Source organism: Ruegeria sp. B11 (assembly GCF_056539785.1).
Window position 1 is genome coordinate 234,461 of record NZ_JBQFVO010000001.1, and the last position, 26,648, is coordinate 261,108.

22 protein-coding genes are annotated in these 26,648 nt (G+C 56.7%); 9 read left to right on the plus strand and 13 right to left on the minus strand.

Annotated features, from left to right (window positions below; all coding sequences use genetic code 11):
* Positions 1 to 150 precede the first annotated feature (150 nt).
* The 6 genes from ACR0I1_RS01185 to ACR0I1_RS01210 all read right to left on the minus strand — a co-directional run bounded on the left by ACR0I1_RS01185 (position 151) and on the right by ACR0I1_RS01210 (position 7,315).
* Positions 151 to 765 carry a nucleotidyltransferase family protein gene (locus ACR0I1_RS01185; RefSeq protein ID WP_170393314.1) on the minus strand — a complete coding sequence of 205 codons (615 nt, stop codon included), beginning with the start codon at positions 763 to 765 and terminating at the stop codon, positions 151 to 153.
* A 31-nt stretch (positions 766 to 796) separates the two neighbouring features.
* Complete coding sequence (locus ACR0I1_RS01190; RefSeq protein ID WP_480704620.1) at positions 797 to 3,214, minus strand: GcvT family protein; 2,418 nt, start codon at positions 3,212 to 3,214, stop codon at positions 797 to 799.
* Between the two features lie 105 nt (positions 3,215 to 3,319).
* Complete coding sequence (locus ACR0I1_RS01195) at positions 3,320 to 4,627, minus strand: HlyC/CorC family transporter (RefSeq protein ID WP_170393312.1); 1,308 nt, start codon at positions 4,625 to 4,627, stop codon at positions 3,320 to 3,322.
* Positions 4,628 to 4,690: 63 nt separating this feature from the next.
* Positions 4,691 to 5,647: a site-specific tyrosine recombinase XerD gene (locus tag ACR0I1_RS01200; protein ID WP_170563074.1), complete on the minus strand. Its 957-nt coding sequence runs from the start codon at positions 5,645 to 5,647 to the stop codon at positions 4,691 to 4,693.
* Between the two features lie 2 nt (positions 5,648 to 5,649).
* Positions 5,650 to 7,176: a hypothetical protein gene (locus ACR0I1_RS01205; protein WP_480704622.1), complete on the minus strand. Its 1,527-nt coding sequence runs from the start codon at positions 7,174 to 7,176 to the stop codon at positions 5,650 to 5,652.
* Complete coding sequence (locus ACR0I1_RS01210; RefSeq protein WP_170393309.1) at positions 7,166 to 7,315, minus strand: hypothetical protein; 150 nt, start codon at positions 7,313 to 7,315, stop codon at positions 7,166 to 7,168. Before ACR0I1_RS01210 ends, ACR0I1_RS01205 begins: the two co-directional genes overlap by 11 nt.
* 79 nt (positions 7,316 to 7,394) lie before the next feature.
* On the opposite strand from ACR0I1_RS01210, the gene ACR0I1_RS01215 reads away from it, so the two are divergent.
* Together ACR0I1_RS01215 and aroB are read left to right on the plus strand one after the other, a co-directional pair.
* Positions 7,395 to 7,982, plus strand: a complete 588-nt coding sequence (locus tag ACR0I1_RS01215; protein ID WP_170393308.1) for a shikimate kinase — start codon at positions 7,395 to 7,397, stop codon at positions 7,980 to 7,982.
* Positions 7,982 to 9,094: a 3-dehydroquinate synthase gene (aroB, locus tag ACR0I1_RS01220; RefSeq protein WP_480704625.1), complete on the plus strand. Its 1,113-nt coding sequence runs from the start codon at positions 7,982 to 7,984 to the stop codon at positions 9,092 to 9,094. Before ACR0I1_RS01215 ends, aroB begins: the two co-directional genes overlap by 1 nt.
* 3 nt (positions 9,095 to 9,097) lie before the next feature.
* Here the strand turns inward: aroB and ACR0I1_RS01225 are convergent, their stop codons facing one another.
* Positions 9,098 to 10,168 carry a site-2 protease family protein gene (locus tag ACR0I1_RS01225; protein ID WP_480704627.1) on the minus strand — a complete coding sequence of 357 codons (1,071 nt, stop codon included), beginning with the start codon at positions 10,166 to 10,168 and terminating at the stop codon, positions 9,098 to 9,100.
* 18 nt (positions 10,169 to 10,186) lie between these two features.
* Entirely contained in the window at positions 10,187 to 10,672 is a 486-nt protein-coding gene (gene ssb / locus ACR0I1_RS01230) for a single-stranded DNA-binding protein (protein ID WP_170393305.1), read from the minus strand.
* A gap of 207 nt (positions 10,673 to 10,879) precedes the next feature.
* Between ssb and ACR0I1_RS01235 the strand changes: the two genes are divergently transcribed.
* From ACR0I1_RS01235 to ACR0I1_RS01245, 3 genes are all read left to right on the plus strand, one after another.
* Positions 10,880 to 11,458 (plus strand): lytic transglycosylase domain-containing protein, encoded by a 579-nt coding sequence (locus ACR0I1_RS01235; RefSeq protein ID WP_170405293.1) that lies wholly within the window; start codon positions 10,880 to 10,882, stop codon positions 11,456 to 11,458.
* Between the two features lie 87 nt (positions 11,459 to 11,545).
* Positions 11,546 to 12,508, plus strand: coding sequence for a LuxR C-terminal-related transcriptional regulator (locus ACR0I1_RS01240; RefSeq protein WP_170405297.1), 963 nt, complete (start codon positions 11,546 to 11,548; stop codon positions 12,506 to 12,508).
* Positions 12,509 to 12,638: 130 nt separating this feature from the next.
* Positions 12,639 to 13,625: an MBL fold metallo-hydrolase gene (locus ACR0I1_RS01245; protein WP_170510750.1), complete on the plus strand. Its 987-nt coding sequence runs from the start codon at positions 12,639 to 12,641 to the stop codon at positions 13,623 to 13,625.
* A 114-nt stretch (positions 13,626 to 13,739) separates the two neighbouring features.
* On the opposite strand, the gene ACR0I1_RS01250 is transcribed toward ACR0I1_RS01245, so the two are convergent.
* The 5 genes from ACR0I1_RS01250 to miaA all read right to left on the minus strand — a co-directional run bounded on the left by ACR0I1_RS01250 (position 13,740) and on the right by miaA (position 21,483).
* Positions 13,740 to 15,827 (minus strand): dipeptide ABC transporter ATP-binding protein, encoded by a 2,088-nt coding sequence (locus tag ACR0I1_RS01250; protein WP_170393301.1) that lies wholly within the window; start codon positions 15,825 to 15,827, stop codon positions 13,740 to 13,742.
* 93 nt (positions 15,828 to 15,920) lie between these two features.
* Positions 15,921 to 17,384: an ABC transporter permease subunit gene (locus ACR0I1_RS01255; RefSeq protein WP_170393300.1), complete on the minus strand. Its 1,464-nt coding sequence runs from the start codon at positions 17,382 to 17,384 to the stop codon at positions 15,921 to 15,923.
* A gap of 13 nt (positions 17,385 to 17,397) precedes the next feature.
* Positions 17,398 to 18,444 (minus strand): ABC transporter permease, encoded by a 1,047-nt coding sequence (locus ACR0I1_RS01260; protein WP_170393299.1) that lies wholly within the window; start codon positions 18,442 to 18,444, stop codon positions 17,398 to 17,400.
* Between the two features lie 121 nt (positions 18,445 to 18,565).
* Complete coding sequence (locus ACR0I1_RS01265) at positions 18,566 to 20,236, minus strand: ABC transporter substrate-binding protein (RefSeq protein ID WP_170393298.1); 1,671 nt, start codon at positions 20,234 to 20,236, stop codon at positions 18,566 to 18,568.
* A gap of 353 nt (positions 20,237 to 20,589) precedes the next feature.
* Positions 20,590 to 21,483 carry a tRNA (adenosine(37)-N6)-dimethylallyltransferase MiaA gene (gene miaA / locus ACR0I1_RS01270; protein ID WP_480569397.1) on the minus strand — a complete coding sequence of 298 codons (894 nt, stop codon included), beginning with the start codon at positions 21,481 to 21,483 and terminating at the stop codon, positions 20,590 to 20,592.
* Positions 21,484 to 21,580: 97 nt separating this feature from the next.
* Here miaA and pyrH point away from each other — a divergent pair, with 97 nt between their 5' ends.
* The 4 genes from pyrH (at position 21,581) to ACR0I1_RS01290 (ending at position 26,644) form a co-directional block, all read left to right on the plus strand.
* Positions 21,581 to 22,333 carry a UMP kinase gene (gene pyrH, locus ACR0I1_RS01275; protein WP_170405311.1) on the plus strand — a complete coding sequence of 251 codons (753 nt, stop codon included), beginning with the start codon at positions 21,581 to 21,583 and terminating at the stop codon, positions 22,331 to 22,333.
* 334 nt (positions 22,334 to 22,667) lie between these two features.
* Complete coding sequence (locus ACR0I1_RS01280; RefSeq protein WP_480704630.1) at positions 22,668 to 23,894, plus strand: aminotransferase class V-fold PLP-dependent enzyme; 1,227 nt, start codon at positions 22,668 to 22,670, stop codon at positions 23,892 to 23,894.
* A gap of 47 nt (positions 23,895 to 23,941) precedes the next feature.
* Entirely contained in the window at positions 23,942 to 25,366 is a 1,425-nt protein-coding gene (locus ACR0I1_RS01285) for a cryptochrome/photolyase family protein (protein ID WP_480704632.1), read from the plus strand.
* A gap of 69 nt (positions 25,367 to 25,435) precedes the next feature.
* Positions 25,436 to 26,644: an SAM-dependent methyltransferase gene (locus ACR0I1_RS01290; protein WP_170393292.1), complete on the plus strand. Its 1,209-nt coding sequence runs from the start codon at positions 25,436 to 25,438 to the stop codon at positions 26,642 to 26,644.
* Positions 26,645 to 26,648 lie beyond the last annotated feature (4 nt).

Sequence of the window (26,648 nt, forward strand, 5' to 3'; positions counted from 1 at the left end):
TGAGCGGCATGTTAACGAGGGGGTCTTGTTTAGGTTCAGCAGCACAACGTCGGGAAGCCTGATTGGCGATCTGACCGCGCTTTAGAGATTGGTGAAAGTGGTAGTCCTGTTTTTGGGCATGCGACCCGGTCATTATTGACCGGGTCGCGTTTATTTGAGGGGCTGCTTTTGCGGTCGGCCCGCATTCCAACGGGTCCAATCGGCGGGTGTATCCAAATCAAGCAGCGCATTCTGGGCGGGCAGGCGATGCAGATGAACCTTGCCCTTGTAGCGTTGCACGACAATCTGCGCGCCGCTGTCACCGTTCAGTTCCGAAAGCTCTGAAAATAGAGAACGATCAAAGACGACAGGATGGCCGGGAGCACCTTCCTCAGTAGCCCCACGCCATATCAGATTGTCAGGGTGGGTTTTGACCGATCGGAGAACGCTGTTCAGGTCTTGGGTTGTGAGGTCCGGAAGGTCCGATAACAGGATCATGACCGCAGGTGCATTTGCTGGAACGGAGGCTATTGCGCCTCTCAAACTGGCATTCATGCCTTCTTGCGCATTTGGGATTTCGACCAGTTGAACATCGAGGCCCTGTAGCACCGTATATCGGGGATGTGGGGCCGGGGGCAGGGCGATGATAACGTGACCTGCGGCAAGCGCCCGCTGAGCCACTCGGCGCAGAAGCGGCACGCCTTCAATCGGTTGCATTAACTTATCAGCACCACCCATGCGGCTGGATTGCCCGGCAGCGAGCAGGATGATGGGAATCTGCGTCATTTCGCAAGCATGCCGTCGGTGGATTAATAAGTCATCCCCGCATTCTTGCGCCATCGGGATCGAAAAGTGGGGTCGTGATGACACGCGCTTTGTGCATCTGACCCAGAATTTCAATTTCAACTGCACGTCCCTCGGTGGCCTGTTCAGTCGGGAGGAACCCCATGGCAATCGACTTGTCCGCAAAGTGCGAATACCCACCAGATGTACAGAAGCCGACGACAGTGCCGTCCGACCAGATCGGTTCGTACGCGTTTACATCTGCATCTGCCGCGTCGACCTCAAAAGCCACCAAGCGGCGATCAGCGCCAGATGCGCGCTCGGCCTCGGCCGCTGCTCGGCCTATGAAATCACTGTTCTTTGAGAATGAGATAAACCGATCCAACCCGGTTTCTGCCGCTGTATAGTCGGGTGAAAATTCTCGCATCCACGAGCCAAAGAACTTGTCCAGACGCAGACTCATCATTGCGCGCATGCCAAATGGGGTCATGTCATGAGCTTGACCCGCTTGCCACAAACTCCACCAGAGTTGCCGTTGGGCCATTGGGTCGCAATAAATCTCATAACCCAGATCGCCGGTATAGCTGACACGCTGAACGATGCAGTCCGTCATGCCAATTGTCATCTCGCGCACGTCGAGGAACCTGAGCGAGGTGACTGCTTCTCTGGTGCAGGCCGACAAAACCTCGGTGGCCTTGGGGCCTGCGATCTGAAACCCATTCAACCGGTCGCTGATGTTCTCGATGCCCACGCCATGGTCCTGGTTTTGCAGGAACCAGCGCATATGAAATGCCTGACTTCCGTATGAGGCGGTCAGGTGAAAAAGGTCGTCGCCCAAGCAGGAGACGGTGAAATCCCCGATCAGCTTACCTTTATGCGACAACATTGGCGTCAGTGAAACGCGGCCTGGTTTGGGTATGCGGCCCGCCATGATGCGATCCAGCCATGCACGAGCACCGGCACCGGTAATACGGTATTTTCCGAAATTGTGGACTTCGTTGATCCCAACACCTCCACGTACGGCACGAACTTCGCGGCCGGTGGCCTCAAAGGCGTTGGAACGGCGGAATGAGGGTGTCTCGAAATCCGGTTCATCGCCTTGGGCAAAGTAGTTTGGTACTTCCAGCCCGTATTGCTGCCCCCAAACGGCACCGAGATCGCTGAAGATGTCGTACATTGGTGTGGTTCGGTTGGGACGCGCTGCAGGCAGTTCCTCGTTCGGATAAGCGACGCTGAACCGCTTCTGATAGTTCTCGATCACCTTGGGGCGCGTATAGCCCGGGCCGATCCAATCGCCAAACCGCGCCACATCCATGGCAAACACATCGCGTTCGGGTTCGCCTTCGATCATCCATTGAGCAAGGGTCAAGCCAACACCACCGCCTTGGCTGAAACCGGCCATGACACCGCAGGCTGACCAGTAGTTCCGCACGCCAGGCACCGGACCGACCAGAGGGTTGCCATCCGGGGCAAAGGTAAACGGCCCATGGATGACGGATTTGACACCCGCCTCAGCGAGAACAGGGAAGCGTTTGTAGGCGAATTCGATGCTATCGGTGATCTTGTCGAAGTCATCGGGCAGCAATTCATGGCCAAACTCCCACGGGGTGCCGTCGACCGCCCAAGGCTTGCAAGGCTGTTCGTAGAAGCCGATGCACAGTCCACGCCCTTCCTGCCGCAGATAGCTTTCGCCAGCGGGGTCCATCACATGCGGGTGCTCGCCACCTGCGTCGATGATGGCCTCGATCTCGGGTATGTTGTCGGTGACCAGATATTGATGCTCCATCGGATGCAACGGGAAATAGATCCCGGCCATCGCACCGACCTCGCGCGCCCACAATCCGCCCGCATTGACGATATGTTCGGCGTGAATTGTACCCTTGTCGGTCACCACGTCCCAAGTTCCGTCCGGGCGCTGGTTCGTCTCGCGCACCATGCAATGTGTTTCGATCGTAGCCCCGCCCATACGCGCGGCCTTGGCGTATGCGTGTGTTGTACCGGACGGATCAAGATGCCCGTCCAGCGGATCATACAGCGCACCAAGGATCCCATCGGTGTTGGTGATCGGAGCGATCTTCTTGATCTCCTCAGGCCCGACGATCTCGGTCTCAAGACCCATGAATCGGTGCTTGGCGCGTTCGGCGAGCAACATGTCGAACCGGTCTTGATTGTCGGCCAGCGTGACGCCGCCGACGTGGTGCAGTCCACACGACATGCCCGTGATCTCTTCCAGCTCTTTGTACAGCCGGATGGTATAGCCCTGCAGGGCGGCCATGTTTGTGTCACCGTTCAGGGTGTGAAACCCGCCCGCCGCATGCCAGGTCGAACCGCTGGTTAGCTCAGACCGTTCCAGCAGCATCACATCCGACCAACCGAGCTTGGTCAGGTGATATAGGACCGAGCATCCGACAACGCCGCCTCCGATAACTGCGACACGGGTGGTGGTTTTCACGATGTTTCTCCCTCGGCTTTTGGCCGAGCCTGCCGAGGGCTCTGGCGTATTACTGTTCCGTTCGCGACACCGCGCGTCGTTTGCTGAATACGCATGCTGTAGGGCTTAGAGAGGACGGACCTTGAGGGCCGTGATCCTGTTGCCTTCGCGGGCCGTGACCTCAAACCGGAAACCGTGGAACGAGAATACTTGGCCCACAATGGGGATCATCTGAGCCTCGTGGATCACCAAACCGGCCAGCGTGTTGGCTTCTTCATCCGGCAGCGACCAGTCTAGCGCGCGGTTTGCGTCGCGGATGGTCATCGCGCCTTCGACCAGATACTGGCCGTCGTCAGATCGGGTAACGGGGACATCTTCGTCGATGTCGAACTCGTCTGCGATCTCGCCCACGATCTCTTCCAGAATATCTTCCAGCGTGATCAGCCCGCGCAGCGATCCATATTCGTCAACAACAAGCGCGAAGTGGCTGTGCATGCGAAGAAACTCACGCATTTGGTCGTCCAGAGTGGTGGTTTCGGGCACGAAATAAGGATCATTGGCAACCTTCGCGATGTCGAAGTTCTTAAGCCGTTCAGGGTCACCATCCGCGCCACCTACCTGCGCATACATTGCGCGGAACAAGTCTTTGGCGTGCACGACACCCACGATGTTTTCCTGTTCTTCACGGAACACAGGCAGGCGGGTGTGTGGGCTTTCCAGACACTGTTTCAGGATCGCCTCGGGTTCGTCATCCGCATCGATCATCTCAATATTCGAGCGGTGAAGCATGATCTCTTCCACCGCGCGGTCGCCAAGATCGAGCGCGCCCAGAATACGGTCGCGATCTTCTTTTTCGACCACACCTTCGGAATGGCCCAGTTGCAATGCGCCAGCGATTTCTTCACGGACCGCAAGGATGTTGCTATCAGGGTCGATCTGTACGCCGAACAGGCGCAATACACCGCGCACCAGCAGTCGGACGGCAGCCACCACCGGAGAGAACACCGTTACGACGACGCTGATAACGGGTGCCACCAAGGCGGCGGCTTTTTCGGCGTTGGTAATCGCGTAGGTCTTGGGCAGCACCTCGGCAAAGATCAGCACCAGAAGGGTCATCACGAGCGTCGCCAGCGCCACACCGCTTTCGCCGAACAGGCGTGTAAACAGGGCGGTCGCCAACGAAGCGGCAAGGATGTTGACAAGGTTGTTGCCGAGAAGGACCGAGCCGATCAGACGTTCGTTATCATCGGTGATTTCCAGCGCTTTTTTCGCCCCGCGCGAGCCTTTGTCAGCCTGCGCTCTCAGCTTGCCACGCGATGATGCGGTCAGCGCAGTTTCGGAGCCCGAGAAAAAGCCCGATAGGACAAGGAGAAGAAGAATGGATCCTGTCGTGATCCAGAATGCGCCATCAAGCAGAGAAGGAGTGGGTTCCATTGGTCCTAGGTTGTTCGTGTTGCTGCATTCGTTATGGGGGTGCGGGCCCGGCCAATCAAGGGGTTAGCCCTGATCTGAGGTGTCGTCTTTGGCCAGCGGGTGGTGTTCCAACACCAGTTCCGACAGGCGTTCATCCAGAACATGCGTATAGATCTCGGTCGTCGCCACATCTGCATGGCCCAACAGCGTCTGGATCGAGCGCAAATCCGCGCCATTGGCCAGCAGGTGCGTCGCAAACGCATGGCGCAGCGTGTGAGGTGTGACTTTTTCAGGCGAAACACCGCCTTCGATCGCCAGTTCCTTGACCAGCAGAAAGAAGCGATGCCGCGTCAGGTGACCGGATTTCCCGCGCGACGGGAACAGGAAACGCGACGCTTGTCCTCCCTTGGAAACGGCTTTTTCCTCGGCCGCATCGCGGGCTTGCAGCCAGTCTGCCAACGCCTCGCGGGCAGGGGGGGACAGCGGAACCATCCGCTCTTTCCCGCCTTTGCCGAGGACCAGCAGCATGCGGGGATCACCTCTGGCTGAACTGACCGGCAGCGACACCAGTTCTGTCACCCGCATCCCCGTCGCATAGAGCAGTTCCATCAGGCACGTGTTGCGAATTTTGTCTGCGTCGGAACGACCCGTGCGCCGCGCTGCTGCAAGCAGGCGGTCAACTTCGGGCACGTCCAGTGTCTTAGGCAATCGCTTGGGGCGCCCTGGTCCCTTGATCTGGATGGCCGGGTTGCTTTCGCGCCAGCCTTCTTCGAAAGCAAATCGATACAATTGTTTGATCGCCGACAACCGCCGTGCCCTTGTCGAGCGCGACAGGCCCTGCGCATCGCAATCGATCAGGTAACCTTCGATCCGATCGCGATCCGCTTCGGAAAAGCCCGATTTCCGACGCGTCAACCAATCAGAGAAATCTTTCAGATCCCGGCCATAGGCGAGCAGGGTGTTGGTGGCAGCGCCAAGCTCGGCAGCTTGTGCTTCGAGGAAGGTGGAAATCCACAGCTCCTGAGACGCGGGCGCGGTCATGCTCAAGCCCCGTTCAAGATCATCAACTGCAACGCGGCCCGACGTGCGGTGTCTTCAAGACCCACGCGGCGGAACGCAGCGATTGCAGCGGTCAGGTCGACCAGATTGCCGCGCGCGCCATGGGCGAACAATTGCATCGTTTCCAGAATGGCTTCGCCCAATTGATCGTTACTCAGCAGCCCGTCGATATCCGAAGGGATGGGCGCGGACCAGGCAAAGCCCTGCGAAATGGCATCCGCCAAAGGGGTTGGCGACGGCGCGCGTTGCGGATCGCCCTGTGCCAGGGCGGCCAGAAACATGTTGGTCTCTGAACTATCAGGCACGTTTTGCGCCGCGTCTTCATAAAGCTCGGACAACAGCAGAATACGCCACCTCAGATTCTCGGCAGCCGGACCAGACAGTTTGATTGCAGCCAGGCGCGGGGCAAAGAGTTCGGCAAACGGAACTTCAAGCCCGACTGACTTCATCTGGGCCCAAACCTCAATTAAAGTCTTGGAAACCGCATCGGGATTTCCGGTTCCCAATGCGGTTTCGAACCGTTGGATGGCAGCCACGCGATCCCACACGGCGCCCGAAGCAGCCGGCGAACGTTCGGTATATAGGCCAAGCAACTGATTGGGTGTCAGCGCCCCAATCCGCGTCAATCGTTCAGCAGCTTCGACCTGGGCTTTCCAGCCCGCCACATCGCGCAGATCGGCATTGGCGAACGCCCGTGGCAGTGAAGCCGTGGGCAAACGTTCACCAATGGCCTCGAACAGACGGAACGTAAGCGGATTCGGGTCGTCGGGCTGAGGAAGATACTCAGCCCCTTCGAACAATTCCGGGCTGAGAAAGCGATCGAGCAACGCAAGCTGGTCCTCGGGCAGCACCTGCAGCGCATGAGCGGCTTCGAGCGTCAGCGCGGCTGAGGCCCAATCTCCACGACGGGCCTTGCAGAATATTTGCGCTGCGTAATCCCGAGACAAATTCGGCTGCGCGATCAGCGCCGTACAACTCCGGTCTTCGTCACCCGTCAGCAAAGTTGCATCGAACCAGCGTTTGAAACGAGCTTGCGTATCGGTCGGACCGGCCAGCTGAACCAGAGATTGTACCGGATCGGATGCGCCCAATTGCATAAGGCGGTCCAGTCGCGCCATCAGCAATTTGTCTTCTGCCTGTCCTCCGCTCGGGGGACGTGCCTCGGAAAGGAGCAGGGTGAACAGCAGCCGTTGCATAGCGGGGTTGGACTTGACCCGCACCTGCGCGATCAGTTCCGCCAGACGATCCGCATCGCTGTTCTGCCACAAGTTGACTGGCAGACCCGTGACGGAAGAGGCCACCAAACCCAACGGAGGCGACAGCGCCTCAAGCGGGGTGACCTGCACGTCCGGCTGTAACCCTGTCTGGGTGACAGGTGGCTCTAATAGCACTGTGCCCGGCAGATTCTCAGGCGGGTCGGTCAGCCAGTCGATGATCGACAAGGGCTCCGTCGATTGTGCCTGCGCAGTTCCGGCCAGAAAAAGCGCCAGAAGAGTGGTTCTAGTCGGCATTCAAGATGACCGGTTCGCGGACTTCACTTTGAGGAGCGGAAAAGTCCGCACCAAAAAACGGCCCGACATAGGCATACCCAACCAGCCCGATGAAACACAGGCAGATGAGGTAAATCAGGAACTTGATTAAACGGCCCATGGGTGAACGCTGCCTCAATTTTTGCTTTTGCCCAAGTTATAACTAGCATTTTTCTTAAGATCACGTCATTCACGACGAAATGAGCGAAATTAAGCATAACACGGTGCGTTCCGACACAGCCGCGCAGTTTCAACTGCACAAAACCGTCGTTTTGGTCGGAATGATGGGGGCTGGAAAGACTGCGGTGGGCCGGGCTCTGGCGGCTCGGCTCGGCGTTCCCTTTCTCGATAGCGATTCCGAGATCGAATCGGCAGCCAACATGACCATCCCCGAGATATTTGCCCGCGATGGTGAGGCGTTCTTTCGCAGCAAGGAAAGTCAGATCATCGGGCGGCTTCTGGACGAGGAAAAAGGCATTCTGTCGACTGGAGGCGGCGCGTTTCTGGCAGAAGGCAATCGAAAAATGATCTCAGATCGTGGTGCATCTGTGTGGTTGCGGGCCGATCTGAACGTGTTGTGGAATCGCGTCAAACATAAAGACACGCGCCCATTGCTGCGTACGGCAGACCCGTATGCAACGTTGCGTGGTTTGTACGAGGCGCGCGTGCCGATCTATGAACAGGCCGATCTGGTGGCTGACTCAGATGGCGAAACCGCAATCGAAGATATGGTGGATCGGGTGATTGCCGCATTGGTGACGCGCCCGGATATATTGGAACGAATTTAATGCATCAAACCGTACATGTTGATTTGGCCGAGCGTTCTTATGATGTAGAGATCGGCCCCGGCCTTTTGGCGCAATCAGGGGAACGGATTGCCCCGCTTCTAAAGCGCCCACGCGTTGCCGTTCTGACCGATGAAACGGTCGCGGGAATGCATCTGGACGCCCTGCGCGATGGTCTGGCCTCAGCCGGGATCGAGATGACCGCGCTGGCGCTTCCGGCGGGTGAGGCGACCAAAAGCTGGCCGCATTTTGAGCGCGCTGTGGAATGGTTGCTGGCGGAAAAGGTTGAACGGAACGACATCGTCGTTGCGCTAGGAGGGGGTGTGATCGGTGATCTGGCGGGATTTGCTGCAGCAGTGATGCGGCGCGGGGTGCGCTTTGTTCAGATACCGACCTCGCTGCTGGCACAGGTCGACAGCTCGGTTGGCGGCAAGACCGGGATCAACGCGCCACAGGGCAAGAACCTGATTGGAGCGTTTCACCAGCCGTCACTGGTGTTGGCCGACACGGACGTGCTGGGTACGTTACAGACGCGGGACTTTCTCGCCGGATATGGCGAAGTCGTCAAATATGGACTGTTGGGCGATGCCCAGTTCTTTGAGTGGCTTGAAGATAACGGGCCTCTGTTAGCATCCGGCGACATGGCTGCGCGCGTGCAGGCCGTCACACGCTCGGTTCAGATGAAGGCCGATATCGTGGCACGCGACGAGACCGAGCAGGGCGACCGGGCGCTGCTCAATCTGGGTCATACTTTCTGCCACGCGCTTGAGGCTGCAACCGATTATTCTGATCGATTGCTGCACGGTGAAGGTGTCGCCATCGGCTGTGCGCTGGCGTTTGAAACTTCTTCTCGGCTGGGGCTTTGCCCGCAAGAAGATCCAAGCCGTGTCAGGGCGCATTTGCGCGCCATGGGCATGAAGACTGATCTGGCCGATATTCCGGGTGAACTGCCGGATGCAGAAACACTGGTCGATCTGATGGCGCAGGACAAAAAGGTCGTGGATGGCCAGTTGCGTTTCATTATGGCACGAGGCATCGGGCAGGCATTCGTCACTTCAGAAGTGCCGCGCGAGACAGTGGTCTCGGTGCTTGATGATGCGCTGGCCGCCTGCTGAGATTCAGCGCCCCTGGATTACCATCAGCTCGCCGATGTTTTCGCGGGTGATATAGCCAACCATGTGTCCCGATTTGGTGCATACAGCAATTGCGGGTGCACCTTTATGCAGGCCATTCAGAACTTGGTCCAATCCGCTGGTGAGTGCGACTTGTGGTATGTTCTTATCCATAATCGACGCTGCAGGCTCGGATCGGGGATGGTCGCTTGCTAACGCTGCGAACAGTCGGTCACGGGTGACAAAACCCAAAAGGCTGCCATCCTCGGCCAAGACGGGAAACTCGTGCTGGGTCGTATGAATGACCGCTTGAGCCGCCGTCGCCAACGTATCATCGGGCGACAACGCCTTGAACTCGGTGATCATCGCATCCCGGGCCTTCACACGCCGCGCAACCGAACGTAGTGCAACGTCCTGGTTTTCGGAATTCGCGGCAATGAAGACAAATACGGCGATCAGAACCAGGATCGGGTTGCCAGAGGTCAGCCCCAGAAAACCAAGCCCGACCGCTACGATCTGACCGCCAAGGGCGGCGATCCGCGTGGCCTTGGCACGTTCCATCTTCATACATAGCAAGGCGCGGAATACACGCCCGCCGTCCATCGGAAATGCCGGGATCATGTTGAAGGCCGCCAGCAGCAGATTCACATAGGCCAGACCGCTCAATAGGTTCGTGCCTGCCGAGTCGATCTGGGCCAGCGATCCAAGTTGTATCCCCGCGCCTAAAACCACAAGGATGGCCCAGATGACGACGTTTACGGCCGGGCCTGCTAAGGCGACCCAAACCTCCTGCATCGGTTTTTCTGGCATCCGCTCAAGACGTGCCAGTCCACCGATTGGCAGCAAAGTGATATCAGGGGTGCGAATGCCGTATCGCCTTGCCATGAGCGCGTGACCGAATTCATGCGCGACGACACAGGCAAACAAAGCCAGAACGAACAGGATGTTGTTGAGCGCAGCGGGCCAACCGCCGCTGGAATACGCTGCAAAACCAACCCAGGCGAGCAGCAGGAAGAAGGTGACATGGACCCTCAGTTCCGAGCCGAGCAATCGGCCAAGTGAGAAGGACCATGCCATGTTGTTTCTCCGTTTGGTTTAGAACGGAATCTCGTCGTCATCGATGCCGCCCGATGCAGGGGCAGGGGCGCTGGACTGACCGCCATAGGGATCACCATAGCCTCCCCCGGCCTGACCACCGCCATAGCCACCACCGCCGCCACCGCCTTCACCGCGGGCATCCAGCATAGTCAGCTCGCTGCGGTAAGGGCGCAGGACAACCTCAGTCGAATAGCGATCCTGCCCCGACTGATCCTGCCACTTGCGGGTCTCTAACTGGCCCTCGACATAGACTTTGCTGCCTTTACGCAAATACTGCTCGGCAACGCGAACCAGAGGTTCCGAGAAGATGGCGACTGTGTGCCATTGGGTTCGATCCCGACGCTCACCAGTGTTGCGGTCTTTCCATGTCTCTGACGTTGCGATGCGCAGGTTGCACACCTTACCACCGTTCTGGAACGACCGCACCTCGGGGTCGGCACCGAGATTGCCGATCAGAATGACCTTGTTGACTGAACCCGCCATATATTCCCTCGTTTTACTCTGACTGGATGGCGCCCGAATCTGGCGCTGTATTCTGGTGCTGACCCTATACGGGCTACGACTTGGTTGAAACATGATTGATCGTGCAACGGTGAGCAGGAAAACATTAGGACTGTCTTAACCAAGCTTTCATTTCCGGCTGATTTAACTATAATCTGATTGGTTGTTGAGGGTGCAGGATTGGCATTAATGCGTTTTCTGGTCGGTGGTATCTCGGTATTGGGTCTTTGTCTGACGTCGTTCGCGACGCAGGCAGAAACGCTGTCCACCAAGAATCGCAAGGCGATATTCCTCAAGCAATCCAAGGTTTTGGATAATCGGGCCGCTACGCAATATCGCGGCTCTGAACGGCTTAAACCCAAGACCGAGCGTGGGAAATTCGTCAAGCGTTACACTGGTAACTACCGGGGCCAGTATCTGGATCATGCCAGAAAAGCAGCGCGGCAACATAATGTGCCGGAAGAACTTTTCCTGCGACTTGTTCAACAAGAAAGCGGGTGGAACCCGAATGCCAAATCCCACAAAGGGGCCTTGGGTCTTGCGCAACTGATGCCCCAGACCGCGCGGCTGCTTGGCGTCAATCCGCACGATCCGATCCAGAATCTGGAGGGTGGTGCGCGTTATCTTTCCTGGCAATACCGCAAGTTCAAGTCCTGGCGCCTTGCACTGGCAGCTTACAATGCAGGGCCCAAAGCAGTTGAAAAGCACGGCGGAATTCCACCCTACAAGGAAACCCAGAACTACGTAAAAGTGATCTGGGGGGGCTAGCTGCGCCGCAGCGTGTCTGTTTCTTGATCTACCGCCAAACGCTGTCCTAGTCTGATTGGATAACTTTTCGGACTGGTGCGAATTGCGATGATCCAAGATCGACCCAACATACCGCCCGAAACAATGGCGAACTGGCAGCGTTTGGTCGACCTTGTTTCGCAGCTGGCCGATGTGCCCGCCACTTTGATCATGAAGACCGAAGCGCCGGATCATGCGGTTCTGATCACATCGGATCATCCAGAAAACCCATACCCGGTCGGCATGAATTTTCGACTGAACCCGAAGCTCTATTGTCAGGGCGTTCTGGAACGCGACGGCGAATTTGTTGTCGAGGACGCAACCTGTGACCCGGCCTGGAGCGACAATGAGGACATGGAGCATGGCATGTCCTTCTATATCGGTTTTCCGCTGAAGTGGCCGGATGGTTCGGTATTCGGAACAATCTGCGTCTTGGACCGTCACCGCAATCGCCGGGCCTTGTTGTTTCGTGAAGGTTTGGCACAGTTTGCGCGCATGGTTGAATCGGATTTGGCTTTGATCCAAGAGGTTTACCTGCGCCGAGCGCTGGAAGTGAAGTTGAATGAAACTCTGGCGCAACTGGAGCACCGCGTCGCGGCGAGGACGCGGGAGCTGCAGGAAACAAACACGGCGCTACGGGTGCTGTTGACCAGTTTGGACGACGATCGGAAAGACCGGGATCAGGATATCGTAGATCAGGTTCGCACGATGGTGTTGCCTTATCTGGACAAGTTGCGCGGGCTATTGACCGAAGGCGACGCCTCGCAAGTTTATCTGGAACTGGCCGAGCGTAATCTGCAAGAGATTACTTCAATGATTTCCGACAAACTATCGGATGCGTTTTCGGTCATGACGCCGACCGAGATCGAAATTGCTCAGCTGGTCATGTCGGGCAAAACCACGAAAGATATCGCCCGGGCCATGTCGCGCGAAACTTCTACAATTGATTTTCATCGGAATAATATTCGTCGAAAACTTGGCCTCGAAGGCCGTGACCAGAACTTGCGAAGCCATCTTTTGTCGATTTCGTGATTTCTGAATATGGGGATTTCCCCCATATTACCCCCCGATTTTTCTGATCTGAGCAACCTGTGCCACGCGCGCTAGGTTGGTCGCAAGGGTGCGGACCAAGCCGGGCCTTTTCAACTCGGGAGGATAAAAAATGGATCGCAAAGATCTGAAACCCACAATTCTAAACGGAGAACGCGACACATTGGCAACTGGTCTGTCGCGTCGATCGTTCTTTATGGCTGCCGGGGCCGCCGGTGTCGGTGCAGGGGCCTCACTGCTGGGTAGCAAACCGGCCGAGGCGCAATCGCAGGCTTGGCTGCAGCCTGGCAACAATAACCATGTAATCGATCTACAGGGCTCGACTGGTCAGGCAAGTACGGGAGCGGTTGGAATCGATTATTACGGTCACTGCGCGATCAAAATTACCTCCCCAAACGGAGCGACCGTATTGTTTGATCCTTGGCGCGATGATCCCTCCGGCGCATGGGGCCTGTGGTTCCGCAACGAGTTCCCGCAGATCCCAGTTGATATCACCATGTCCACTCATGCTCATTTTGACCATGACGCTATCGAGCGACCAAGTTCCACAATGGTTTTAGACAGGATGGCGGGCAATTTTGAATTTGCTGATCTTAAGATCACAGGTTTTGCTGACAAACATGCCTGCGTTGCGCCGGGTTGGTACGAATGGACCAACGCCTTGGCCGAGTTTGGCGCGGAAGCTTGTCCGCCCAACAACGTCGGACATATGGACATGGTGGTCTACCTTGTCGAAACCGGAGGCATTCGCACCTTGATCTGGGGCGACAACCGCCACAATCCGCCTCAGGAGTTCTGGGATGCTATAGGACAGGTAGACGTGCTGACTTTGCCCGTCGACGGATCGGAACACATCCTTAGCTTCGATCAGGGCAATGATATTGTCGCCAAGCTCAAGCCCAAGATCATCATCCCGACGCACTACCTCAATGAGGTTACGTCATACACGCTTACGACGCTGCAGGCCGCAGACGATTGGGTCAAAAGCCAGCAGAGTTACAAGATGCTCGACAGCGCCAGTCTAAAACTGGAAGCCGGAGATGTGGCGGGTATGAATCAGGAGTTCATGCACTTCGGCAACAACGTGATGACGGGCTGATTACAATCAGAAACTGCCACTCACCCACGACCTGCGTCGCCTGTCTCCCCACTAAACGTGACGCAAATTGAAAGGGCCGGTTTTGACCGGCCCTTTTCTTTCGTTTGCGCGGATCTATTCGGCCGCAATCTTGATAACCGGCTCCATTTTGGCCAGAATGTCTTCGGCAAGGTGACATTTCACCTGATGACCATCCGCAAGTGTTTGCACCGGGGGCACATGGGATTCGCATCGCCCATCCGGCACTTCTGATTTCCAGCGACAGCGTGTTTGGAATGGGCAACCCGGCGGCGGGTTCATGGCCGAGGGGATATCGCCCTCAAGCACGATGTGCTGTTTTTCGATCGATGTGTCCGCGATTGGAACCGCACTTAGCAATGCCTCAGTGTAGGGATGATAGGGTGGGCTAAAGACCTGATCGGTGGTGCCCAGTTCAACCACATGCCCCAGATACATCACCATCACACGGTCACTGAGATAGCGTACGATTGAAAGGTCGTGACTGATGAACAGCAGCGTGGTTTTGTGCTCGCGCTGAATTTCCATCAACAGGTCTGTAACGGCAGCTTGTACGGATACGTCCAGCGCCGAAACCGGTTCATCCGCAACCACGATCCGTGCATCACCGGCAAAGGCGCGGGCGATACCGACGCGCTGCTTCTGACCGCCTGATAGCTGGCGTGGCATCCTGTCCGCGAAGGCGCGGGGCAATTTCACGAGATCCAGCAGTTCCAGCATCCGCTTCTTGCGATCGGCCTCGGAGTCACCGACACCAAAGATTTCCAGCGCCCGGATGATTTGACGGCCTACGGTCATCGACGGGTTCAGCGTGTCGAACGGGTTCTGAAACACCATCTGCACTTCGCCAACGGTCTTGGCGTCGCGTTCTTCGATGGGCACGTCCTCGATATTGCGATTGTCCAGCAGGATCTGCCCGTCGGTGGCTGTTTCCAGCCCCATCAAGACCTTCGCAAAGGTGGATTTGCCGCAACCGGATTCGCCGACAATGGCAAGCGTCTCGGATTCATGCGCTTCAAAGCTTAGCGTCTCATTGGCCTTGACCACTTTGGTCTCACCACCGCCGAACAATGCATTCGCAGCCACCTCATAGTATTTCTTGAGGTTATCCATTTTCAGAACAGTCCGGCCAATCTCGCCTTTCTCTTTCTGCTCACCAACGGTGATTGGCGCGTTCCAGTCGATTTCCTGGAATTTCAAGCATCGCGTATGGTGTCGGTCGTTGCCCGGTACCGCCTCCATCAGGATATCCTTGGCGTCACAGCGGCCTTCTTCGAAATAGTCGCAGCGCGGACCAAAGTTACAGCCCGGAGGCCGCTCATGGGGCAGGGGAAAGTTCCCAGGTATGGCCACCAGCGGGCGCGAGTTCTTGTCGGCGCCCGGCAGCGGGATCGAGCGGAACAGCGCCTGCGTATACGGGTGCTGCATTTCGTCGAATACATCCTTGATCGAGCCACGCTCGACGGCCTCACCTGAATACATCACGCACAGCCGGTCGCAGGTTTCCAGCACCAGACCCAGATTGTGCGAAATGAACAGCATCGAGGTGCCGTATTTCTTGCCCAGATCCTTGACCAACTCGACCACGGCGGCCTCGACCGTCACGTCCAGAGCGGTTGTTGGCTCATCCAAGATCAACAAGGCAGGTTTCGACATCAGCGCCATCGCAATCACGATCCGCTGCTGCTGACCGCCTGACAGCTGATGCGGGAACGAGTTCAGCATCCGCTCAGGGTCGGGCAGGCGTACATCGGTGACCACTTCCAACGCACGAGCATAGGCCTCTTCGGCACCAACGCCCTCATGAATCATTGGCACTTCCATCAGCTGTTTGCCGATCTTCATCGCCGGATTCAGCGATGCCATCGGCTCCTGATAGATCATCGCGATTTCATTGCCACGAATGTCGCGCAGCTCTTCGGTGGTCATCTCGCCCAAATCGCGGCCTTTGAACTTGATCGAGCCGCCAACGATGCGCCCGTTCTTGCCCAGATCCTGCATGACACCCAGCGCCACGGTAGATTTCCCACAACCTGATTCACCCACCAAACCGACGGCTTCGCCGGGTTGCACACTGACCGAGAAATCCATCACGGCAGGGATCTCACGAAGGCGGGTAAAGAAGGAAATCGAAAGCTTGTCGATCTCCAGGATTGGCCCGTCATAATCCGCCAGTTTGTTCATCTTATTACTCCTCGCGAGAGTCCGGGGGTTCCCCTTCATCTGGCTAAAAATATCTCGGGGGTCCGGGGGCAGAGCCCCCGGCCTCGATCACAATCAGTCCTTCAGACTTTCTTCGCGCAGACCATCCGCCAGCAGGTTCAAGCCAAGAACCAGCGACAGCAATGCCAGCGCGGGCGGCAGTGCGGGATGTAGATAGATCGACAGAAGCTTGCGCCCCTCGTTGATCGTAGAGCCCCAGTCCGGGCTTTCCGGTGGCAGCCCCAGCCCAAAGAAACCCAAGGTTCCAAGCAGGATGGTCGTGTAGCCGATGCGCAGGCAGAAATCGACGATCAGCGGACCACGCGCGTTGGGCAGGATTTCCCACAGCATGATGTACCATGGACCCTCGCCGCGCGTTTGGGCCGCAGCCACATAGTCGCGAGTTTTGATGTCCAGTGCCAGTCCGCGTACGATGCGGAACACGGTCGGAGAGTTCACGAAGACCACCGAGACGAACACCACCAGAATACCGCCTGGAATATCGAACAGATCAAGGTAGGTCGGCAGACCCCAGATGCGGTAGCTGTCGGTGTTGATGATGTAGCCACCGGTCGAAATCAGCGACAGGTAGAGCCAGAGCGCAACACCCAGAACCCCGATCAACAAAGGCGTTCGAAAACTGGGACGCGTATAGAAACGCGAATTCAGCAGAACGCCGAGGAAGATGATCGGGAACACGAACAGGATCGCGGCCATATAGTTCGGCACGCCGGTCGCTACGATCTCGGGCGTGACCAAAAGGTAGAACAGCAAGATCACGGGAAAGGCCAGGATCAGGTTCGCGAGGAATGACAGGAGCGTATCCAGACGCCCGCCATAGTAGCCTGCGGGTAAACCCAGAGTGATACCAACCATGAAGGCAAACATCGTCGCCAGCGGCGCGATCTGCACGACGATCCAGGCACCTTTAACCATACGGCTAAAGACGTCGCGCGCGAGGTTATCTCCACCCAGCAAATACCAAGCGTATTGTCCATCCTCCAGATTGGGAAGCGGGGTGCCCGGCACCTTGTTCTTCATGCCTGAGACCTGCGACAGCGGATCGTGGGTTACGATCAGATCGAGTGCGCCAAATATGCCGGTGAACACCCAGAACATCACAAGGCCAAAGCCGATCATACCAATGGGGCTGTCGAACAGCTTGCCATATAGGCCCAGCTTGCGCTTGAACGCAATCGACATCGCATAAAGGATGATCAGCGACAGCCAGACGGGCAGAAACTGCTGAGAGATAGCGCCGATGATGCCAGCACTGGTCCCCATCAGGATGCCAAGGACAATGTACGCCACCGCAATTCCCACACTTGCCAGAAAGCTATAGCGCAGCGCCGATTGTATCAGGATTCTCAGGCCAGAGCTCGAACTGAGCGTCCCATCGGCATTCACAATCATCTGATCTTCGGGCAGCACGATACTTGCCAGCATCCAGACAACGATGGACAAAAGCATCAGTCCCAACGCAAGCATCAACAGCGGGTTCAGGAAGGCGATAGAGCCGGTCCAGGTAAGTGGTTCCATGATCTATCCCTCCTTACGAAATGCGGATGCGCGGGTTGAGGTAGACATAGCCGATATCCGAGATCAGCTGCGTCACCAGCACCACAAAGACCGACACGACCGAGATCGCCAGCAGCAGCTGGATGTCATTGTTGCCCGCTGCCTGTACAAGCGCCCAGCCAAAGCCCTTGTAGTTGAACAGGGTCTCGACGATCACGACACCATTCAGCAGCCATGGGAACTGCAACATAATGACTGTAAAGGGCGCGATAAGCGCGTTGCGCAGCGCGTGTTTCATGACGATATTCGGGAATGACACGCCTTTCAGACGCGCCGTCCTGATGTATTGCGCCGTCATCACCTCGGTCATTGAGGCGCGAGTCATCCGGGCGATATAGCCCATCCCGTAAAGCGCGATGGTCAGAACTGGTAGGAAGAAGTTCTCGAACGTCGGGTTCTCCATCGCTTGCGTGGCGGTGCCTTTGAACCATTTCAACCCGACGGCGGAGGATGTGAAGATCGCTATGAAGATAACGCCCGAGACGTATTCTGGGGTCGCCGTCGTCGTGATGGCAAAGGTTGAAAGCGTCCGGTCAGTGGCCGAACCTTCCTTCATCCCGGCCAGGATGCCCAGAATGAGTGCCGAAGGGACCATCAGCAGCATCACCCAGAACATCAGCCGTCCGGTCAATGCCAGCCGATTGCCAACAACGGTAGAGACCTCTTCCTTGAAGACAGTTGAATATCCCCAGTACCCCTGCAGGATACCGCAGAAATTCGGAGATTCCTCGGCAGTTTTGCCTGGCAGGATACATCTGCCCTGAACGGTACCGTCCTCATTCGTGTGTCGGAACGAGGGCAGGACACCGAGCCATTCACCGTATTTGATCGGCGTGGACTGGAGGTAGCCGTTTTTCTCCAGATAGCTTTCGACCTGTTCATCAGACATCCTGAAATTGCCCTGCGTCTTCGCAAGCTTTTCCAGGTTCGGGTAGAGATTGGTAAGGAAGAAGACCAGGAATGTCAGGCACAATGCTGTCAACAGCATAATCCCCACACGCCTTAGAATAAAAAGTCCCATGTTAGCCCCTGTTGATCGGCTGGCGTGACAGGCATTTCGCCCCACGCATTGCTATTATTCTGGTCGCCGTATTGAGGACGAAGGGCCGCGCCAGATTGGCGCGGCCCTTGTAGGTTTCGGCTTAGGAAGTCAGGCCGAACTTATAAAGCTGCGGCAGGTCCGCAATGTGCTTTTCGACACCGACCATATTGTCGCGGTGGTGACGCATCGCGGTCCGCCAATACGGCTGGATGACCACGCCTTCGTCGATCATGATCGCCTGCAGTTTCGCCATCACCTCGCGGCGCATATCGACATCCGCGATCGAGTTCGCCTCGGCCAGCAGCTTGTCGAACTCTTCGTTGGCAAAACCAGATTCATTCCAAGCGACACCCGACTTATACGCCAGTGCCAGAACCTGCGTGCCCAGCGGGCGGTGGTTCCAGTTGGTCGAGGAATACGGGTACTTGGTCCAGTCGTTCCAGAATGTCGAACCAGGCAGAACCGTGTGCTTTGCCTTGATGCCCGCATCGTTCAACTGAGCCACTACCGCAGCCGTGGTATTGCGACGCCAGTCATCGTCGATCGACTGCACTTCGTGTTCGAAATCGCCCATACCCGCTTCGTCCATCAGCGCCTTTGCGCCTGCCGGATCGTAAGGGATACGCGTCACAGCCGAGTCGTACTCGGGGTGCATCGGGCCGACATGACAGTTGTCGGCAGTGATGCCGTAGCCGGACATGCCAAGTTCAAGGCAGACGGCGTTGTCAACTGCCATGGCAAGGGCCTGACGGACCCTCTTGTCGCCATAGATTTTGTTGCCATCGGCGTCTTCAGCCAGCTGGTTGGGGCGAATGACAATGGTAAAGCCCGATGGGATTTCCGAGCGGACAAGGCCAATACTGTCAAAGATGTCGACAAACTCACCAACCGATTCCCAGTTCATATCGATCTCTTCGGCCTCATAGGCGGCCAAGAAAGCAGCAGGGTCAGTGCCATAATCGATGAATTCGATCCGGTCGATATAGCCGCCTTTACCAGCTTCGTAGCCCCACCAGTCAAAGCCTTCATTGCGGACCAGAACGCCCTTCACGCCGACCTCATGGCTTTCGGGCATCATGAAACCCGTACCAACTGGGTTGGACAGCATATCATTTGCATCAAAGCTGCTGTGTACGATTGCACCCGGATAATCTGCCATGCCGGGGATGATCGTGATATCCGGCGCGTTGCACTTCAGCTTGACTGTATGCGAGTCGACAACGGTGATGGCGCCATCTGCGGCTTTCTGAGTGCTCTCATCCATCAGTGAGGCCATGCGCGAGGCCATCGAGTTCCCTTCCAGAGATCCGTCGCACCAACCTTCGATATTGCGAGCTACGTCTTCGGCAGTGAAATCGTCACCATTGTTCCACTTCACACCTTTGCGGACGTTCAGCGTGTATTCAGTGGCGTCATCATTGGCTTCCCAGCTTTCCAGCAGCATGGGTTTGAACGAGCCGTCATTATTGTATTCGACAAGATATTCCAGCCAGCCAGCCGTGAAGGTTGCGATCTGCGTCCAGTCATATGTGCGCGGGTCTTTCAGTGCGCGCACTTCCATTTGATAGCGGATGGTGCCGCCACGCTGAGGTTCGGCAGCGGCTGCCGGTGACTGCAGGCCAATCATGCCATATGCCGTCGGTACAGCAACGCCCAGCGCGGTTACACGGGCCAGAAATTCACGACGGCTCAGATTGCCCTCACGATATTCCTTGGCGTGCATCTCTGCCGCCCAATGCATCGGCTTTCCGTTGATTGTCTGGTTTTCCATAGATGTCTCCCTGTGACACATAATTTTTTTTTAGATTTCGTGTTTCTGATTGATAGAGCCGGGCACTACAGGGACCGTTTAGTCTCGGTTGGTAGGGCCACGGGCTTGGATTTACGATTTATCAACATCCCCATAGCCGCATTCGGCACCAGTTTTTTCCCTGCGTCAATGTTGGAAATCGTCATAGATGGTACAAAAACGACATCCGGGCAGAAAGTGAGGTTCGGAAAGTTTCAATGTGAAAGGAAACGAGACACGTTGTGACGGATAGATGGATACATATCTATCTCTCACCATGGTGCTGATTAAGGCGTTGTTATTTTGGGCTTTATCGTATCCGGCGGCTGCAACCTTCAACGCGCTGCGTCAAGGTGATGCCAGAACTTCATGCGCGCACGGAACCATGTGCGTTGGCGCTTGGCAAACTGACGTGTCGCGATCGTCGCTTTTTCGCGCGCCTCATCCAGTGTCATGCGGCCGTCCAGGTAGCCCATTAGCTCCGGAACGCCGATCGCTTTACAGGAGGGAAAAGAGGGGTCATAGCGATCGCGCATGGCCTCCACTTCCTCTATAGCTCCTTGGTCCAACATCAGGTCGAACCGTCGGTTGATGCGATCCAGCAGCCAGTCTTTTCTGGCGTCGAAAACAATCGGCACCGTGTTTTGAATATCCAGTATCGGGGCGGGGGTGTCAGCCTGCCAATCCGAAAGGGATCGCCCGGTTGCGTTCTGAACCTCCCAGGCGCGCTGAACACGCGCGCGGTTTTGGGTGTCGATCCTCTGCAGGGTCAGACCGTCCAAACCCGCGATTAGTTCTTGCAACGGCAACTTATCCGCGTGTTCCCGGATTTCCGGCGGGGTTGCGGGGATATCGGCCATCCCCTCGGTCAGAGCTGTGAAATACAGACCGGTCCCTCCGACGATTATCGGACGAGGGCGTTGCGACAGCATCGGCGTGACCTCTCGCAGCCAATGACCAGTCGAATAGGTCTGGTCATAGGCAACATGCCCATACAGACGGTGCGGTGCGCGGGCCTCATCCTCGGGCGAGGGGCGGGCCGAGATAATACGCCAGCAGTCATAGATTTGACTGGCATCGGCGTTGACAATCACGCCTCCGAAACGCTCGGCGATCAACAGCGCCAGCGCCGATTTACCCGAGGCAGTGGGCCCGGCGATCAATACAGGTTTGTCATCGGGAATCGACGGCAATTGCGCCAAAAGCCGGTTCTCAGAGTTGTCGGCCATGACTGGTTGCCCCGTTCCTGACTATCCGCATTGAACCTGCGGAGGTTTTGCTTCATTTTGCGCCGGAAAATAACCCCGTGCCAGCCCGGAGCGCAACATGAGCCTTTCCCCTTCCGTCGAGACCACCGAGACCCCAAAAACAACATATGACCGTGTCATGTTGAAGATTTCCGGCGAGGCGCTGATGGGAGATCAGGGATTCGGACTGCATCCGCCCACCGTTCAGCGCATCGCGCAAGAGGTCAAATCGGTTCATGATCTTGGTGTTGAGATTTGCATGGTCATCGGGGGTGGCAATATCTTCCGTGGTCTGTCTGGATCTGCGCAGGGGATGGAGCGTACGACAGCCGACTACATGGGCATGCTGGCGACTGTCATGAACGCGCTGGCGATGCAATCCGCTCTGGAGGGGGTAGGGGTCTTTACACGTGTAATTTCGGCCATTCGGATGGATGAGGTGTGCGAGCCCTACATTCGCCGCCGTGCTGTTCGTCACCTTGAGAAAAAGCGGGTTTGCATCTTTGCCGCAGGAACCGGGAACCCCTATTTCACCACCGATACCGCTGCGACTCTGCGCGCTAACGAAATGGCGTGTCAGGCGATCTTCATGGGCAAGAACGGTGTGGATGGCGTTTATGACAAAGACCCCAAGGTACACTCGGATGCAGTGCGCTATGATCAGGTTTCCTATGACGATGTTTTGGCCAAGCGGCTGCGCGTGATGGACGCATCGGCCATAGCGTTGGCGCGCGACAACAATCTGCCACTGATCGTTTTCGGTCTGGATGAGCCCGGCGGGTTCCGCGGCATCCTGGCGGGTGAGGGGACTTATACCAAAGTTCAGGGCTAATGCTGATTTGAACAACACTGAGCCGGGCATCTCTGCCCGGCATTTTTGTACTCAAAAAGAAACTAAGCCCCGCGTGGGCCAATGACGTCGTCAGTGCACGCATTGCGTGGCGGCAAAAAATACCATTAACGCAATCACTTGACCCAACCTTCTACCTCTGGCTATCTGGCCGGGTCTGCTGGTGGTGATGGGGCCATCATGGGGGCTGCCGTCGATCCTTACCCGTTCCAAGGACCTGCGGCTAGGCTGGAAGACCTGCCTTGTTTTCGGGGATGTCCGGACTTTGCACGGGCAACGACCCGGACTGTAGTGCATGATAAGGGAGAGAGATGCGATGGGCGCTCTTGATATTGAATTCGTTCGGGCGCAGTTCCCGGCCTTTTCGGAACCCAGCCTTCAAGGACAGGCCTTTTTTGAGAATGCAGGTGGATCCTATACCTGCAAACCTGTGCTTGATCGGTTGAGCCGGTTCTACACCCAGCGAAAGGTTCAGCCCTACGCGCCCTATGAGGCGAGCCGTGTGGGTGGCGCGGAAATGGACGAAGCACGAGCGCGACTTGCCGCGATATTGGGGGTGGAAGCAGATGAGCTGAGCTTTGGCCCTTCGACGACGCAGAACACCTATGTACTGGCTCAGGCATTCCGGCAGTGGATGCAGCCGGGCGAAGCGATTGTCGTGACCAATCAAGACCACGAAGCAAACTCGGGGCCCTGGCGGCGATTGGCCGATGAGGGGATCGAAATTCGGGAATGGAAGATTGATCCGGAGAGTGGGTCTTTGAACCCGCAAGATTTGGAGAATTTGCTGGACGAGAAAGTGCGGCTGGTGTGCTTTCCGCATTGCTCGAATGTTGTTGGGGAAATCAACCCGGTCACCGAAATCACCGCAATCGCCCATGCTGCGGGTGCTTTTGCCTGTGTCGACGGGGTTTCTTACGCACCGCACGGGTTCCCCAATGTCGGTGATCTGGGCCCTGATATCTATCTGTTCTCCGCCTACAAAACCTATGGCCCGCATCAGGGTTGCATGGTTATTCGACGAGCTCTGGGTGAATTGCTGCCCAACCAAGCGCATTATTTTAACGGCGACACTCTTTTCAAGCGGTTCACACCAGCCGGGCCTGACCATGCTCAGATCGCGGCCAGCGCAGGCATGGCGGACTATGTGGACCTGCTTTGTGCCCATCATGGAGGACCGGAAACAGGAGCTTCGGCACGGGGGTCCTTTGTGCATGATCTGATGCGGGAACACGAGGTCGCTCTATTGCAACCTCTACTGGACGCGGTCAAAGACCGGAACGCTCTGCGCCTGATCGGACCGTCTGATGCCAGTCGGCGCGCACCGACGGTAGCGTTAAGTCTGAATAAGAAGGCCGAGCCTGTTGCTGCCGAGCTTTCCAAACACGGTATCATGGCAGGTGGCGGTGATTTCTACGCACATCGCCCTTTGCAAGCGATGGGCGTTGACGCAGAACAAGGGGTCTTGCGCCTTAGCTTTACACACTACACCAGTCGACAGGAAATTGATCAGCTTTTGGAGGCGCTTGACCGCGTTTTGTGATCCAGTTTCTGCGGCGCTTCGTAGTTCGAAGAAAACATGGGGCGGACATGGATTTTGATCATTCTCCGATCATTTTGTGGTTCAGGCGCGATCTTCGGTTAGGAGATCATCCGGCGCTGAGCGCGGCGGTGCAATCAGGTCGACCCATCGTGCCCGTATTTGTTCTAGATCATCAGGTTCAGACTTTGGGTGCCGCGCCGAAATGGCGCCTTGGTCTGGGCCTTGACGCTTTTGCCGGCAGGCTTGAGCAGCTTGGCAGCAAGTTGATACTGCGCCAGGGTCAAGCACTGGATGTTCTTTGTGAACTGGTCAGAGAAACTGGGGCAGGCTCCGTATTCTGGACGCGGGCTTATGATCCGGAGGCGATCAACAGGGATACCCAGATCAAGGCTGCTTTGACCGAACAGGGTATCCAGGCACAGTCTTTTGCTGGCCAACTTTTGTTTGAGCCTTGGACGATCGCCACCAAAACCGGCCAGCCGTTTCGGGTCTTCACTCCGATGTGGCGATCAGTGCAGGGGCGCGAAGTCTCTTTGCCCGAGCCCGCGCCCACGCGGCTTATGACGCCGAAAACCTGGCCTGCGTCCGATCAATTGTCTGATTGGCGACTGGATCGGGATATGCAGCGCGGGGCCGCAGTGGTCCGCCCGTTTGTCCGCCCGGGCGAAAACGCGGCGCTGGACCAGCTGGACGCGTTTCTGGAACGTATTGATCAGTATCGCGAACAGCGGGATCAACTAGATCAATCTGGAACCTCTGATCTTTCAGAATACCTTGCACTGGGCGAGATCGGGCCGCGTACAATCTGGCATCGGGTGCAAATCGCCGACCAAACCGGGGCGCATGGTGGTGAAGGCTATCTGCGTCAGCTTGTGTGGCGTGAGTTCGCATATCACTTAATGTACCACTGGCCGCATCTTCTGAGTGCCAATTGGAAGCCTGAATGGGACGCATTCCCTTGGAATACTGATCCCGACACGCCCGAAGTGCGCGCGTGGCGTCAGGCAAGAACCGGAATTCCGCTTGTCGATGCCGGTCTAAGACAAATGTATGTCACCGGACGCATGCACAATCGGGCTCGAATGATTGTCGCGAGTTATCTGACAAAGCATCTGATGACGCATTGGAAAATCGGCGCAGACTGGTTCGGGGATTGCCTGATCGACTGGGACCCAGCTGCAAATGCGATGGGATGGCAATGGGTGGCCGGTTGCGGCCCTGATGCCGCACCGTATTTCCGTATCTTCAATCCCGACACACAGCGCGAGCGGTTTGATCCAAACTCAGGTTATGTGCGTCGCTGGATTGCCGAGGGCCAATCCGAGCCGCCATCGACCGCGCTGGCCTATTTTGATGCCGTGCCGCGATCATGGGGGCTTTCTCGTGACCAGATGTATCCCGCACCTGTGGTGGGGCTGAAGGAAGGCCGCGCCCGTGCGTTGGGCGCGTATAATGCCGGAAAAGACCAGTAAGGAACTGAAAACTTGCCAGAAACCGAATCCCGTCCTAGCTTTGACCCGCAACCGCAGAGGGGAGAGCGGATGTTCCTGACGAGCACCGAAGGGCAGGAAAACCTGCCGAGATATTTTACACAAGTCTTCAAGATGTTGAAGAGGATGGAGCGCGGCCGACTTGACATCGCGCTGCCCGACGGCCGCATTTTCCGCGCGGATGCGCCCCAACCAGGCCCCGTGGCACATGTGGACATCCACGACCCGGACGTCTTTTCCCGGCTGGTGCGCGAGGGAGAGCTGGGCTTCTCGGACGGCTACCTTGAAGGCGATTGGAGCACACCGGACCTACGCAGTTTCATGGACCTCGTGCATCTGGGAACTGAGACGGTCTACGATGATTTTACCGGACAGTTTCTAGTGCGAGCCTATGAAAGACTGCGGTTCTGGTTGCATCGTAACAACCGGTCGCAGGCGAAAAAGAACATCTCGTATCACTATGATCTCGGCAATGACTTCTATGGCCTGTGGCTGGATGACACGATGACCTATTCCAGCGCCATATTTGAAACGGGTCAGGAAAGCCTCGAAAAGGCGCAAACTGCGAAATATGCCAGCCTGGTGGATGAAATGGGGGCCAAACCGGGGGATCATATCCTTGAGATCGGGTGCGGCTGGGGCGGGTTCGCCGAATATGCCGCGAAAGAGCGTGGGCTGCGCGTCACCGGGCTGACCATTAGCCAAGAGCAGTTGAAGTTTGCTAGAGAGCGAATTGAAAAAGCGGGACTTTCTGATCTCGTGGAGTTCAAGCTACAGGACTACCGCGATGAGCAGGGTCAATATGATGGAATTGCCTCGATCGAGATGTTCGAGGCAGTCGGTCAGAAATACTGGCCCGCATATTTCAACACGGTCCGTGATCGGTTGAAGCCTGGCGCCCATGCCACTTTGCAGATCATCACGGTCGCGGATCATCGCTGGGACATTTACAAGAACGGCGTTGATTTCATTCAGAAATATATCTTTCCCGGCGGGATGCTGCCAGCACCGTCTATCCTTAGAGATCAGATCGATCAGGCGGGGTTGACCGTTGTACGCTCAAAAGAGTTTGGCAAAAGCTACGATCTGACCCTGCGGCGCTGGTACGAGACCTTCAATGCCAAGTGGGATCAGATATCGGAGATGGGGTTTGATGAGCGTTTTCGCCGCATGTGGAATTATTATTTGACCGCATGTGGCGCAGCCTTTGACACCGGTAATTGTGATGTGACACAGATCACGATAGCCAAACCCAGTTGAAGAA